Raw genomic sequence first — 14,408 nt, 5'->3', positions numbered from 1 at the left:
CACTTCGGCGCTCGAGCTTGCAAGCGCCAACTGCTTCAAGGCGAACACCCAACCATCACACCCCTTCAGCCAGCACCCGGTCAATGCTGTCGACAAAGTAATCCACGCTGGCCCGCGTCGTGCACATCGGCGGCTTGATCTTGAGGATGTTCAGGTAATCCCCCGTGGGCTGCATGAAAATACCCAGGTCACGCAAGCGATTGCACAACACCATGGTTTCCTCCGTGGCCGGTTCCAGGGTGTCGCGGTCACGCACCAGCTCAAGCCCAAGGTAGAAGCCCGAGCCATGGGCAGCGCCCACCAGCGGGTGTCGGTCTACCAGCGCCTGTAGCCTGGCCTTGAAGTAGCGGCCTGTGTCGCGGGCGTTGTCCCACAGGCCTTCATCTTCCATCACATCCAGCACCGCCATGCCGATGCGGCAACTCACCGGGCTGCCCCCAGCCGAAGAGAAGAAGTAACCCTCGGCCTCGAGGGCTTCGGCGATTTCGCGGCGGGTGATCACCACGCCGAGGGGCTGGCCGTTGCCCATGCCTTTGGCCATGGTGATGATATCCGGCACCACGCCCTGCTCTTCGAAACCCCAGAAATACTCACCCAGGCGGCCGTACCCCACCTGCACTTCATCGGCGATGCACACCCCGCCACGGGCCCGCACGCTGGCGTAGGCGGCTTTCAGGTAGCCGGCCGGCAAGGCAATGCCACCGGCATTTCCGTAGACCGGCTCGCAGATGATGCCCGCCAACTGCCGGCCGCTGGCGTCAAGTCTGGCCAGCTTGGCGTCTACGTCGCGCAGGTAGTCGGCGGCGCTGTCGGCACCGCGAAAGCGCCCGCGGAAGGTGTTCGGCGCTTCCACCGGGTGCACCCAGCCGGGGCGGGTTTCCAGGGCTTTGGGGTTATCGGCGATGGAGGTGGAAATGGCATCGGTGGCCACCGACCAGCCATGATAGGCCTCCAGCACACTGAGCATGTCGCGCCCACCGCTGAAGGCCCAGGCCAGGCGGATTGCCAGGTCGTTGGCCTCGGTGCCGCTATTGACCATGAACACCCGGTCGAAGCCGTCGGGCGCCAGGTCGAGCAGCCGCTCCGAGAACTCGGTAATGGCCGCATAGTGGAAGCGTGAATTGGTGTTGAGCAACGACCATTGCCGCGCCGACTCGGCCACCATGCGTGGGTGGCCATGGCCCAGCACGGCCACGTTGTTGAGCATGTCCAGGTACGAGCGGCCCTGCATGTCGATCAGGTAATTACGCCAGCCCCGCTCGATGTGTGGCGGTTGGGCATAATAGTGTTTCTGCGAGCGGGCAAAGCTGGCATCGCGCCGCGCCAGCAGCGCCTGTGGGTCTGGCAAGGGATCGGCGTCGCAGTCAACGCCCAGCAATGCTGCCGGCGAGGGGCACAAGGCCAGCCAGGCCTGGGCTTGGGCGGGCGTGGCGAAGAACGGCGGCCGCAGGCTGCTGTCCAGGCACAGCTGTACGCTCAGCCTGTCACCGGTTTGTCCAAGGCGCTCGCCCTGGTGCACGCGTTGCCCGTTCAGCAGGCTTGCGCTCAGCCCGTACAGCCACAGGCTCCAGCGGGCAGTGCGCAAGCAGCCGGCGCCGTCATCGTGGGCCTCCCAGGTACCGGCCTGGGGCGCCTGCACCGGGCTGCCTGGCGCCAGGTGCAGCTCCACGCCCAAGGCGCAGGTGGCGGGCGCTTCAGCGCGGTCAATATGGGTTTGAGACAGGCGATACTGCCCGTGCAGCGTGCATGCAGGCATCGCCTGAGCGGCCAGCAGGCGCTGGTCGAAACCGGGTTGCTCCCAGTTGCCGGCTTGGCAGTGGGCGCTGAGCACCCCCAGGTCGAGCCGGGTAACAGGTTGCCCGGCCAAACCAGGCAGCAACGGCAGGCAGCCGTCCAGCGCAGGGCCCTCGGGTTCCAGGCCCGCCGCCTGGAGAATGGCCGCTTCCATAAGGGCCAGTGGCACGGCCATGGCCGTGTCGAAGATGGCCCATTCATGCGCGACATTGTCACGGGTGTACTGGTTGCCGGGGTCGACGGCCAGCTGTTGGGCGCTGCTCAGCACCAGCACGGCGGCGCGCTTGAGCACCAGCGGCCAAAGGGCGCACAGCTCCGCCTCGGTCAGCGGGTTGACTGCCTGGTAAGCGCTCACCGCGGGCAGGATCATGAACGGGTCGCCGTCGGCATGGTGCAGCAGGGCAGAACAGGTGACGGACAGGTCGGCGATGCGCCAGGTGCGGATAAGGTCGCCGAAATCGATCACGCCCTGCAGCCGCCATTGACGCTGTGGGTCCAAGGCCCACACGGTATTGTCATCGGTGATGTCCAGGTGCACAGCCTGCGTAGGCAGCCGATCGACCAGCGGCGCCAGGCGCTCACCTGCCACCCGGGCGGCTTCGTGCAGGCGGGCGCGCTGGCCGGCGTCTTCAATCAACGGCAGCAAGTGGTTGATCAAGGTGCGGGCGTGGCGGGGGTCCCATTGGAGCGTACGGGCCAGCCCCGGGTGGTCGAAACCGGCAAGCGCGCTGTCGACCTGTGCACAGAGTGCGCCCAGGCGGCCCACCACGTCCGGTGACAGGTGGGCGACACGGGTCAACGGCTGGCCGTCGAGATACTCCAGCAAGCGTACACGCAGCGGCTGCTCACCGACGTTCACTGTCAGCAGGGTGTCGCCGCTGTGTGCTGCGATCACCGCAGGCACGGGCAGGCCTTGGGCCTTCAGATGATCCAGCGCGGCATGTTGCGCCTGCAACTCGGTTTCGGCGTAGCTGCCGTGGCAGGCCTTCAGCACGTAACGCCCTTGCGACGTTTCCACGCGCAGGTTGAAGTCCTGCTGGCTGCCCAGCGCCTGCAGCTCACCCGAAATGCCGTAGTGCGCTTGCAACAGGGTGGCGGCCTGGCTGGCACTGAGCACCGGGCTTGCCAGGCTGGCCCGCACAGCCAGTTGGTCGATCAAAGGTATAGAGGCATCAGCAGGAAGGTTGTGCATGGGGCTACCGTCATCGAGGTGGAGGCAGCCCGTATTTATGCGGGTTTTGCCAGACAACGAAAGACGATCATTTTCAGTTTTTCTGAAAAGCAGCAGCCCCGATAGCTTGACGGAGATCAACCACTCGGCAAGATCCTTCAAAAAACCTGTACAAGTAGTTAGGTTTGTACAAGTATTTGGTGTAGCGTAGCGCCATTATTCCCCCCTGATGATCCACTGCCCTGTAGGACTGGTGAAACGAGATGATGGTTGCACCCGTTCCGATCAACGAACAGGACCGCCTGGCCGAGGTTGCCGAGTGGTGCGTGTTGCACCATGAGCCCAGTACCGAGTTGAAGGCGCTGGTCGACCTGGCGCGCCGCTATTTCGGGGTACCCACCTGCGTGGTTTCGATCGTCGGTGAGTGCCAGCAGTGGTTTGCGGCACGGGCCGGGCTGGATGCACAGACAATGCCCCGGGACATTTCGTTCTGTGCCCACACCATTTTGCAGGCCCAGCCCATGGAAGTGCTGGACGCCACCGCGGATATTCGCTTCGCGCGCAACCCGCTGGTCACCGGCGAACCCGGCGTACGCTACTACTGCGGTGCGCCGCTGATGGTTGGGCAGCGGATTGCGATTGGCAGTTTCTGCATCATCGACACCACCACGCGCCCACCGCTGGACGACGCGCAAAAAGCCATGCTGGTGGCCTTCGCCGAAACCGCCATGCAGATCATCTCTGGCTTGCGCCGCAATGTATTCACGGACCAGGACACTGGGCTGTTCAACCGGCTCAAGCTCGAATACGACGTAAGCGCGGCGCTGGGCCGTTGGCAGCCGTTGACCCTGCTGGCGGTAGACATCATGCCCCCCGAGGCGCTCAACGACATCATCCGCGGGTTGGGCTACAACTTCGCCCACGACCTGACCCTGCAGGCCATGGCACGCATTGCTGCGCAGTTGGACGGTGGGCTATGCCTGTACAAGATAAGCCCCACGCGCTTTGCGGTCTTGCTGGAAGACGTTGGCAACGTTCAGCCCTTATGCCAGCGCATCGTGGCTGCACTGCAGGCGCCTGCCCAGTGCCACCAGGTGCCGGTGTTGCTGGATGCCGGCATCGGCATTGCGCCAATCGCCCCCCCGGCCGACGAACGCAACAGCCTGGAATGGTTACGCAGGGCGGTGGCAGCAGCAGACTCGGCGCGGCGCAATGTGGGGCGCTACGCCTGGTATGTGCCGGAGGTCGATGCCGCCCAGCGCCGTGCGTTGCTGCTGCTGGCATCCCTGGGGCACGCCTTGCTGAGTGAAGGTGAGCTTAGCCTGCACCTGCAACCGCGCATTGAGCTGCCCTCTGGCCAATGCCGGTCGGCAGAGGCGCTGCTACGCTGGCACCACCCCCAGTTGGGTAACGTATCCCCGGCAGAATTCATCCCCCTGGCAGAGAAGACCGCGCTCATGGCCAGCCTGAGCCTTTGGGTGATGCGCGCTGTGGTGGGCATTCTGGACAGTACCCAGGGCATGGATTTCAGCATCAGCCTGAACGTCACGGCCCGTGACCTGGAGAGCCCGACTTTCATGGATGCGCTGTTGAGCACATTGCAGGGCGCAGCCATCTCCCCCAGGCGGGTGCAACTGGAATTTACCGAAAGCGTGCTGATCGAGCAGCCCGAGGCGTTGCAGTTGCAGTTGCAACGCGCCCAGCAAGCCGGCATCGACATTGCCATTGACGACTTTGGCACCGGCTACTGCAACTGGGTTTACCTGGCGCGTATACCGGCCAGCATCGTCAAGCTCGACAGGTCGCTGGTGCACCACGCGCTGCCAGGCTGCAGAGAGGCATTGCTGGTGCAGTCGGTGATCGACCTTGCCAGCAACCTGAAATACCGGGTACTGGCAGAAGGGGTTGAAACGGCGCATCAGCTCGCCCAGGTGTCGGCCTGGGGATGCGCCGAGGCCCAGGGGTTCCATATCGCCCGGCCCATGCCGGTCGCCGATTTCGTGCAATGGTTCTGCAACACCCGGCAGATCGATCAGGTCGCCGGCTAATGACAATGGCGCACTCCACCCGCAGGTGACATTCATGTTCAATCGCCAATTAAAAGCAACGCTAGCCGCGCGTGATGCCGAACTTGCTGAACTCCGTCAGCGCCTTCAACAACTGGAAAGCGGCGCTTTCCTGCGCCTCGACGACCAGCGCCGGGTCGCCACCTGCAGCCCGGCCTTTGCTGCGGCGCTGGGGGTGGAGGCTGGCGAAGTGGTGGGGCAACCGTTGGCCCAGTGGCTGGCCGAACCTGCCCAGGAGAGCCAGGCGCTGGTGGATGCCCTGTTACGCTCCAGTGCAGTCATCCAGTTCGACCTGACCGGCAAGGTGCTCTCGGCCAACGCCAACTTCCTCAACGCCCTGGGGTATCGGCTGGAAGAAGTGGTCGGCCAGCACCACCGCATGTTCTGCAGCGCCGAGGAAGTGTCCGGGGACGGCTACGCCACCTTCTGGCGCACCCTCAATGCTGGCCGTTATGTGACCGGCCGCTTCAAACGCCTCGATAAACAGGGCCATGAAGTGTGGCTGGAAGCCAGCTACAACCCTGTCAGCGACGCCAGTGGCAAATTGGTGAGGGTGGTGAAATTCGCCTCGGTGGTCACCGACCAGGTGCAGCGCGAGGAGGCGGTGCGCCAGGCCGCGCAGGTGGCCCTGGAAGTGTCGCGGCGTACCGACGGCGGCGCCAGCGAGGGTGTGTTGGTGATGCAAGAGGTGGGGCAGTCGATGCAGGGGGTGGCCCGTCAGTTGCAATCGGCGGGCGATACCATCAGTGCGCTGGGTGAACAGTCCACGGTCATCAGCGCGATCGTGCAGACCATCGGTGCCATTGCCTCGCAGACCAACCTGCTGGCCTTGAATGCCGCCATCGAGGCCGCCCGGGCGGGTGAACAGGGGCGTGGCTTTGCGGTGGTGGCCGATGAAGTGCGCAAGCTGGCTGGCCGCACCAGTACTGCCACGGCCGAAATCGATGCTGTGGTAGCGCGCAACCAGGCCCTGGTCAGCCAGGCCGTTGGCGAAGTGCAAAGCAGCCGCACCGAAGCTGCCAATGGGCTGCAACTGGCCGGGCATGCCGGCCACGTCATCACGGGTATACAGGAAGGCGCCAAACGGGTAGTGGCGGCGGTGGAGCGGGTCAGCGAGGACCTGCGCTAGCGGTGGGTAATTCCGGGCGCAGCGGGCAGGCCAGGGTCAGGCGTTGCTGCAAGGCAGCACGCAGCGCTTGCAGGTCTGCCAGGCGCTGTTCCACCAAGGCCAGTTTGTCCCGTAGCAGCGCCTCCACCGCGCTGTCCGGGTCTGGGGCGGCCCAGAGCGCCTGCACGTTGCTGCCGATCTCGTTCAGGCTGAACCCCAGCTGCTGCGCCGTGCGGATGAACGCGACCAGTTGGGCAGTTTCCTGATCGTAGTCGCGGTAGCCATTGGCCAACCGGTGCGAGCGGATCAGCCCGCGCTCCTCGTAAAAGCGCAGGGTGTCACGGCTGACGCCGCAGGCCTGGGCCAGTTGACCAATACGCACTTTGTTTTTCCTGAACATGGGCTTGACCCTGGAGCATACTCCAGGCTTTAGCCTGCTGCCTTCATTGGATTGCAGGAGGCATCGAACATGTGGAGCAACACCCAGTATCGCCAGCTGGTGCGGGCCAGCGGCCTCTACGACTTGCTGATCACCGTGGGCTTTGCCACCCCCTGGACCTTTGCCTGGCTGCATGGCTGGCTCAGCGCGCTACACGGCACCCTCGGCCTTGCAGGGGAAGTACCCGTGTTCGAACCCATGCACGTGATGATGGCCAACCTGATGGGCTCGATCGTGTGTGTGTGGGCGTGGCTGCGGATCCGTCACCCGCAGGTGTTGTTCGGCCGCTACGACGCCGCTGGCCGGGTGCTGTTTTCTGCCTGGCAGCTGTATGCGCTGGCCAACGGGGCCTCCGCGTTGCTGTGGGGCATTCTGGTGCTGGAAGTGCTGTGGGCGATTGCGCAGCTGGCGCCTGTAGCGAGGGCGCCAGCTGCTGCCTGTCATGACACTTCAGCCTGCAGAAATGCCGCCTCCAGCAGTTGCTGAGTGTAGGCATGCTGCGGGGCCTGGAAGATCGCCTGGGCATCGCCTTGCTCCACCACATGCCCATGCTTGATCACCATCAACTGGTGGCTCAGCGCCTTGACCACGGCCAGGTCGTGGCTGATGAACAGGTAGGTAAGGTTGTACTTGTGCTGCAGGTTGCGCAGCAACTCGACCACCTGGCGCTGGACGGTGCGGTCCAGCGCGGAGGTGGGTTCGTCCAGCAGGATCAGGGCAGGTTTGAGCACCAGGGCCCGAGCGATGGCGATGCGCTGACGCTGGCCACCGGAGAACTCGTGGGGGTAGCGATGACGGGTTTGCGGGTCGAGCCCGACCTCTTCAAGCGCGGCGATGATCGCCGCCTCCTGTTCTGCGGCGGTGCCGATACGGTGAATGCGTAGCCCCTCACCGACGATGTCCGCCACGCTCATGCGCGGGCTCAGGCTGCCGAACGGGTCCTGGAACACCACCTGCATCTCCCGGCGCAGCGGGCGCACCGCTTGCTGATTCAGCCCTTGCAGGTCCTGCCCGTTGAACCGGATGGTGCCGCGGCTGGCTATCAGGCGCAAAATGGCCAGCCCCAATGTGGACTTGCCCGAGCCGGACTCACCGACGATGCCCAGTGTCTGCCCCTGGGGCAGGCTGAAACTCACCCCATTCACGGCCTTTACATGGTCGACGGTGCGGCGCAGCAGGCCTTTCTTGATCGGGAACCAGACCCTCAGGTCATCCACCTCAATCAGTGGTGCACCTTGCGGGTTGTGGGCCGGCAGCCCGCTGGGCTCGGCATTGATCAGCATCTGCGTATAGGGATGTTGCGGTGCGCTGAACAGCGTCGCGCACTCGGCCTGCTCGACGATCTTGCCGCGCTGCATCACGCACACCCGATGGGCGATGCGCCGCACCAGGTTGAGGTCATGGCTGATCAGCAGCAGCGCCATGCCCAGGCGTGCCTGCAGCGCTTTGAGCAGGTCGAGAATCTTCAACTGCACGGTCACGTCCAGCGCCGTGGTGGGTTCGTCGGCAATCAGCAGTTCGGGCTCGTTGGCCAGTGCCATGGCGATCATCACCCGTTGGCGCTGGCCGCCGGACAGCTCATGGGGCAGGGCCTTGAGGCGCTTGTGCGGCTCAGGTATGCCCACCATGTCCAGCAGTTCCAGGGTACGTGCAGTGGCCTGCTTGCCGGTCAGCCCCTTGTGCAGCAGCAGGATCTCGTTGATCTGCTTTTCGATGCTGTGCAAAGGGTTCAGCGAGGTCATTGGTTCCTGGAAAATCATCGCAATGCGGTCACCGCGGATGCGCTGCAGGCTCTTTTCGTTTTGCTGAAGCAGGTCCTTGCCTTCGTAGCGGATGCTGCCCGCCGGGTGACGTGCCAGGGGGTAGGGCAGCAAGCGCAGAATGGAGTGCGCGGTGACGGACTTGCCCGACCCGCTCTCGCCCACCAGCGCCAGGGTTTCGCCCTTGCGGATATCGAAGCTGATGCCATCGACCACACGGTTGACGTGCTCGCCGGTCACGAACTCCACGGCCAGGTCGCGCACTTCGATCAGGTTCTGTTCACTCATGTCACTTCCTCGGGTCGAAGGCATCGCGGGCGGATTCGCCGATGAACACCAGCAGGCTCAGCATCAGGGCCAGCACGGCGAAAGCGCTGATGCCCAGCCAGGGCGCCTGGAGGTTGGACTTGCCCTGGGCCACCAGCTCGCCCAGCGACGGCGCCCCTGGCGGCAGGCCGAAGCCGAGGAAGTCCAGGGCGGTCAGCGTGCCGATGGCACCGGTGAGGATGAAGGGCATGAAGGTCATGGTCGAAATCATGGCGTTAGGCAGAATGTGCCGGTACATGATTGCGCCATTGCGCATGCCCAGTGCCCGGGCGGCGCGCACGTATTCCAGGTTGCGCCCGCGCAGGAACTCGGCGCGCACCACATCCACCAGGCTCATCCACGAAAACAACAACATGATGCCCAGCAGCCACCAGAAGTTGGGTTGCACGAAACTGGCCAGGATGATCAGCAGGTACAGCACCGGCAGGCCCGACCAGATCTCCAGAAAGCGCTGCCCGGCCAGGTCTACCCAGCCACCGTAGAAGCCCTGCAAGGCCCCGGCGATCACCCCCACGATGGAACTGAGCACGGTGAGGGTGAGGGCGAACAGCACGGAAATGCGGAAGCCGTAGATGACTCTGGCCAGCACATCGCGGCCCTGGTCATCGGTGCCCAGCCAGTTGTCCGCCGAAGGCGGCGCGGGGGCCGGCACGCGCAGGTCGTAGTTGATGCTCTGGTAGCTGAACGGGATCGGTGCCCACAGCACGAAGCTGTCCTTCTTTGCCAGCAAGTCGCGTATGTACGGGCTTTTGTAGTTGGCTTCCAGCGGGAATTCACCGCCGAAGGTGGTCTCTGGGTAGCGCTTGAACGCCGGGAAGTACCACTCACCGTCGTAGCGCACGGCGATGGGTTTGTCGTTGGCGATCAGCTCGGCGCCCAGGCTCAGGCCGAACAGAATCAGGAACAACCACAGCGACCACCAGCCACGGCGGTTGGCCTTGAAGCGCTCGAAGCGCCGGCGGTTGAGAGGGGACAAGGCCATGTCAGTGCTCCCGGCTGGCAAAGTCGATGCGCGGATCGACCAGGGTGTAGGTCAGGTCGCCGATCAATTTCACCACCAGCCCCAGCAGGGTGAAGATGAACAGGGTGCCGAAGACCACCGGGTAGTCGCGGTTGATGGCCGCCTCGAAACTCATCAGCCCCAGGCCGTCGAGGCTGAAAATCACTTCGATCAGCAGGGAACCGGTGAAGAAGATGCCAATGAACGCCGACGGGAAACCGGCGATCACCAGCAGCATGGCATTACGGAACACATGCCCGTACAGCACCCGCGGCCTGCTCAGGCCCTTGGCCTTGGCGGTGACCACGTACTGCTTGTTGATCTCGTCCAGGAAGCTGTTCTTGGTGAGCAGGGTCATGGTGGCGAAGTTGCCGATGACCAGCGCGGTGATGGGCAGCACCAGGTGCCAGAAGTAGTCGAGCACCTTGCCGGTGGTGCTCAGCTCGTCGAAGTTGTTCGAGGTGAGGCCGCGCAGTGGGAACCAGTCGAAGTAGCTGCCACCGGCAAACAGCACGATCAGCAGGATGGCGAACAGGAACGCCGGGATGGCGTAGCCGACGATGATCGCCGAGCTGGTCCATACATCGAAATGGCTGCCGTGGCGCACGGCCTTGGCGATGCCCAGGGGGATCGAGATCAGGTACATGATCAAGGTGCTCCACAACCCCAGCGAGATCGACACCGGCATTTTCTCGATGATCAGGTCGATTACCTTGGCATCGCGGAAGAAGCTGTCACCGAAGTCCAGCCGGGCGTAGTTCTTGATCATGATCCACAGGCGCTCGGGCGGTGATTTGTCGAAACCGTACATGTGCTCGATTTCGGCGATCAGCGCCGGGTCCAGGCCTTGGGCGCCCCGGTAGTTGGAGCCGGCCACGGACACTTCGGCGCCGCCGCCGGCAATGCGGCTGGTGGCGCCTTCAAAGCCCTCCAGCTTGGCGATCATCTGCTCCACCGGGCCGCCAGGGGCAGCCTGGACAATGATGAAGTTGATGACCAGGATGCCGAACAGGGTCGGGATGATCAGCAGCAGGCGCCGCAGGATGTAGGCCAGCATCTCAATTGGCCTCGTTCGCGGGGGCGGCGCTTACGGCCGGGGTAACGTCGGGCTTGATCCACCAAGTATCGATGCCGATGTCATATTTGGGCGAAACCTTGGGGTGGCCTATGTGGTTCCAGTAGGCCACGCGCCAGGTTTTGATGTGCCAGTTGGGGATCACGTAGTAGCCCCACAGCAACACCCTGTCCAGGGCGCGGCAATGGTCGATCAGGCTCTGGCGCGAATCGGCGTTGATCAGCGCTTCCACCAGTTGGTCGATGGCAGGGTCGCGCAGGCCGATGAAGTTACGGCTGCCGGGGTTGTCGGCGGCATTGCTGGACCAGAACTCGCGCTGTTCGTTGCCGGGCGAGTTGGACTGCGGGTAACCGCCCACGATCATGTCGAAGTCCCGCGAACGCAGGCGGGTAATGTATTGGGAAACGTCGACGCGGCGGATGTTCAGCTCGATGCCCAGGTCAGCCAGGTTGCGCTTGAAGGGCAGCAGAACACGTTCGAACTCGGTTTGCGCCAGCAAAAACTCGATGCTCACGGGCTTGCCCTGGGCGTCGACCATCTTGTCGTCGACGATCTTCCAGCCGGCTTCCTGCAGCAGCTTGTAGGCCTGTCGCTGCTGGTCGCGAATCATGCCGCTGCCGTCGCTGACCGGGTTGTGGAAAGCCTGGTTGAACACCGGGTCTGGCACTTTGCCGCGCAAGGGCTCGAGGATGCTCAGCTCGCTGGGGCTGGGCAGCCCGCGAGCCGCCATGTCCGAGTTCTCGAAGTAACTGCCCGTGCGCGTGTAGGCGCCATTGAACAGCTGCTTGTTGGTCCATTCGTAGTCCAGCAACAGGCTCAGTGCCTGGCGTACACGCACGTCCTGGAACACCGGGCGACGGATATTGAAGATGAACCCCTGCATGCCGGTAGGGTTGCCGTTGGGCAGTTCTTCCTTGATCAGCCGGCCATCGCGTACGGCAGGCACGTTGTAGGCGGTGGCCCAGTTCTTGGCGCTTACTTCCAGCGCGTAGTCGAATGCACCTGCCTTCAGCGCCTCCAGGGCGACCGTGGTGTCACGGTAGGAGTCGTAGGTCATTGCATCGAAGTTGTAGAGGCCGCGGTTGATCGGCAGGTCCTTGGCCCAGTAGTCCTTTACCCGCTCATAGCGCACCGAGCGCCCGGCCTTGACCTCGGCGACCTTGTACGGGCCGCTGCCCAGGGGCACTTCCAGGTTGCCACGCTTGAAGTCGCGGGTGGCGTACCAGTGCTTGGGCAGCACCGGTAGCTGGCCGAGGATCAGCGGCAGCTCGCGGTTGCCCTTGTGCTTGAACTTGAACAGCACTTTGAGCGGGTCTTCGGCGACCACTTCTTCGACGTCGGCGTAGTACTGCCGGTACAGCGGCGCGCCGTCCTTTACCAGCGCATTGAAGCTGAACACCACGTCTTCGGCACGCATTGGCGTACCGTCATGGAAGCGCGCTTCGGGGCGCAGGTAGAAGCGCACCCAGCTGTTGTCCGGCGCTTTCTCGATCTTGCCCGCCACCAGCCCGTATTCGGTAAACGGCTCGTCCAGGCTCTGGCGCATCAGCGTGTCGTAGATGATGCTGATGTTCTCGGCCGACACCCCTTTGTTGATGAACGGGTTGAGGCTGTCGAAGCCACCGAAGCTGGACTGGCGGAAGGTGCCGCCCTTGGGGGCGTCCGGGTTCACGTAGTCGAAGTGCTTGAAGTCGGCGGGGTACTTGGGCGGTTCGTCATACAGGGTCAGTGCATGCTGGGGCGCCGCCAGGGCGGGAAGGCTCAGGCAGGCCAGCAGAAGGCTGCCTGCCAACCGGCGCAGTCGGTGGGTTGGCGTCATTGGGCTTTCTCCGAAGTCTTGATCCACCAGCTGTTCAGCCCAAGGGTGTAGGGCGGCGTGGTGATGAAGGCGAAGCGGTTGCGGTAGGCCAGGCGATGGTTGTCCAGGTACCAGTTGGGGATCATGTAGTACTGCCACGAAAGCACCCGGTCCAGTGCACGGGCAGCGGCAACCTGGTCATCGCGGGTGCGTGCGGCCAGCAGCGTGTCGAGCAGGTGGTCCACCACAGGGTCCTTGACGCCTGCGTAGTTCTTGCTGCCCTTGGTTGCCGCCTGGCTGGAGTGGAAGTACAGCCACTGTTCAAGGCCGGGGCTGAGGGTCTGGTTGAGGGTCATCAGGATCATGTCGAAATCAAACTGGTCCAGCCGCTGTTTGTACTGGGCGCGGTCCACGGTGCGCAAGTGTGCGTCGATACCGATGCTGGACAGATTTTCGACATAAGGTTGCAGGATGCGTTCAAGGTTGGGGTTCACCAGCAGCACCTCCATGCGCAACTGCTGACCCTTGGCGTCGACCAGGCGCTGCCCGTTCAGCTTCCAGCCGGCTTCACCCAGCAGGCCCAGGGCTTTGCGCAGGGTCTGGCGGCCAGTGCCACGGCCATCTGTGTGGCTCACCTGGTAGGGTTCGGTGAACAGCTTGGCCGGCAGTTGATCGCGAAAAGGCGCCAGCAGCAGCCACTCCTTGCCGCTTGGCAGGCCCTCGGCGGTGAATTCGCTGTTGGGGTAGTAGCTGGTAGAGCGGCGGTAGGCGCTGCTGAACAGCGCGCGGTTGGTCCACTCGAAGTCCAGCATCAGCCCCAGCGCCTCACGCACCCGCGGGTCGCTGAAGGTGGCGCGGCGGCTGTTCATGAACAGGCCCTGGGTTTGCGTGGGTATGCGGTGGGGGATCTGCGCCTTTATCACCTCGCCCCGGCGCACGGCGGGGAAGTTGTAGCCGTTCGCCCAATTCTTGGCCTGGTGCTCGATATAGATGTCGAACTCACCCGCCTTGAACGCCTCGAAGGCCACCGTTGCATCGCGGTAGAATTCGTATTCGACGCGGTCGAAGTTGTACTTGCCGCGGTTCACCGCCAGGTCCTTGCCCCAGTAGTTCTTGACGCGCTCGAACACCAGCCGGCGGCCCGGCTGGACCTCGGTGATGCGGTAGGGGCCACTGCCCAGCGGTGGCTCGAAGGTGGTGGCCTTGAAATCGCGGTTCTGCCAATAGTGCTTGGGCAGCACCGGCATTTCGCCAAGGCGCAGGATCAACAACGGGTTGCCCGCCCGCTTGAACACGAAACGGATGCGCAACGGCCCAAGGATGTCCACCCGCTGCACTTCCTGCAGGTTGGTGCGGTAAAGGGGGTGGCCTTCCTTGAGCAGCGTGCGGTAGCTGAAGGCAACGTCTGCCGAGGTAATCGGTTTGCCATCGTGCCAGCGGGCTTCGGGGCGCAGGTTGAACACCACCCAGCTGCGGTCTTCGCTGTATTCGACCGAACGGGCGATCAGGCCATAGCTGGACGTGGGCTCGTCGCCAGAGGGGTCGTACTGGCCGGTGCCCACCATCAGCGTTTCGTTCAGCTCGCTGACGCCGTACTGCTGGAAGTTGGGCGTGGTGACCGGGCTCGACCCCTTGAAGGTATAGGGGTTGAGGGTGTCGAACGTGCCGAAGGCCATGGCCCGCAACGTGCCACCCTTGGGTGCTTGCGGGTTGACCCAGTCGAAGTGGGTGAAGGTGGCTGGGTATTTGAGCGTGCCGAACTGCGCGTATCCGTGGCTTTCGCTCACCATCGCGACTGTGGGAAAGCTCAAGGCCAGGCTGAGCGTAAGCAGGAGGGGACGTATCAAGTCGGCATCCGATCCAGAGGCAT

At 63.7% G+C, this 14,408-nt stretch carries 10 protein-coding genes and 1 pseudogene; 4 read left to right on the top strand and 7 right to left on the bottom strand.

What is annotated here, in order from left to right; genetic code table 11:
* Positions 1–55: 55 nt before the first annotated feature.
* A complete protein-coding gene (locus tag IAE33_RS07190; RefSeq protein WP_201162961.1) occupies positions 56–2,986 on the bottom strand; it encodes an aminotransferase in 2,931 nt (976 codons plus the stop codon).
* A 242-nt stretch (positions 2,987–3,228) separates the two neighbouring features.
* Between IAE33_RS07190 and IAE33_RS07185 the strand changes: the two genes are divergently transcribed.
* The 3 genes and pseudogenes from IAE33_RS07185 (at position 3,229) to IAE33_RS24900 (ending at position 6,160) form a co-directional block, all read left to right on the top strand.
* A complete protein-coding gene (locus IAE33_RS07185) occupies positions 3,229–5,013 on the top strand; it encodes a sensor domain-containing diguanylate cyclase (RefSeq protein WP_201162960.1) in 1,785 nt (594 codons plus the stop codon).
* A gap of 34 nt (positions 5,014–5,047) precedes the next feature.
* Positions 5,048–5,623, top strand: a pseudogene (locus IAE33_RS24905) (PAS domain-containing protein); the annotation flags it as partial.
* Positions 5,624–5,710: 87 nt separating this feature from the next.
* Positions 5,711–6,160, top strand: coding sequence for a methyl-accepting chemotaxis protein (locus IAE33_RS24900; RefSeq protein WP_236403901.1), 450 nt, complete (start codon positions 5,711–5,713; stop codon positions 6,158–6,160).
* Here IAE33_RS24900 and IAE33_RS07175 read toward each other — a convergent pair.
* Entirely contained in the window at positions 6,141–6,521 is a 381-nt protein-coding gene (locus tag IAE33_RS07175; RefSeq protein WP_201163001.1) for a MerR family transcriptional regulator, read from the bottom strand. The two genes, IAE33_RS24900 and IAE33_RS07175, sit on opposite strands and share 20 nt — an antisense overlap.
* 87 nt (positions 6,522–6,608) lie before the next feature.
* Between IAE33_RS07175 and IAE33_RS07170 the strand changes: the two genes are divergently transcribed.
* Entirely contained in the window at positions 6,609–7,064 is a 456-nt protein-coding gene (locus IAE33_RS07170) for a hypothetical protein (RefSeq protein WP_201162958.1), read from the top strand.
* Here the strand turns inward: IAE33_RS07170 and IAE33_RS07165 are convergent.
* The 5 genes from IAE33_RS07165 to IAE33_RS07145 are packed head-to-tail and all read right to left on the bottom strand — an operon-like array spanning position 7,019 to position 14,385.
* A complete protein-coding gene (locus tag IAE33_RS07165; protein ID WP_201162957.1) occupies positions 7,019–8,626 on the bottom strand; it encodes an ABC transporter ATP-binding protein in 1,608 nt (535 codons plus the stop codon). The two genes, IAE33_RS07170 and IAE33_RS07165, sit on opposite strands and share 46 nt — an antisense overlap.
* Position 8,627: 1 nt before the next feature.
* A complete protein-coding gene (locus IAE33_RS07160) occupies positions 8,628–9,647 on the bottom strand; it encodes an ABC transporter permease (RefSeq protein WP_028632256.1) in 1,020 nt (339 codons plus the stop codon).
* 1 nt (position 9,648) lies between these two features.
* Positions 9,649–10,722, bottom strand: coding sequence for a microcin C ABC transporter permease YejB (locus tag IAE33_RS07155; protein WP_028632257.1), 1,074 nt, complete (start codon positions 10,720–10,722; stop codon positions 9,649–9,651).
* Position 10,723: 1 nt separating this feature from the next.
* Entirely contained in the window at positions 10,724–12,559 is a 1,836-nt protein-coding gene (locus IAE33_RS07150) for an extracellular solute-binding protein (RefSeq protein WP_201162956.1), read from the bottom strand.
* A complete protein-coding gene (locus tag IAE33_RS07145; protein ID WP_201162955.1) occupies positions 12,556–14,385 on the bottom strand; it encodes an extracellular solute-binding protein in 1,830 nt (609 codons plus the stop codon). The genes IAE33_RS07150 and IAE33_RS07145 overlap by 4 nt, the downstream gene beginning before the upstream one ends.
* Between the last annotated feature and the right edge of the window lie 23 nt (positions 14,386–14,408).

This window comes from Pseudomonas sp. S60 (assembly GCF_016647865.1).
Taxonomy (GTDB): Bacteria; Pseudomonadota; Gammaproteobacteria; order Pseudomonadales; family Pseudomonadaceae; genus Aquipseudomonas; species Aquipseudomonas parafulva.
Note: the sequence above shows the minus strand (reverse complement) of the source record. Positions and strands in the feature narration are given on the sequence as shown.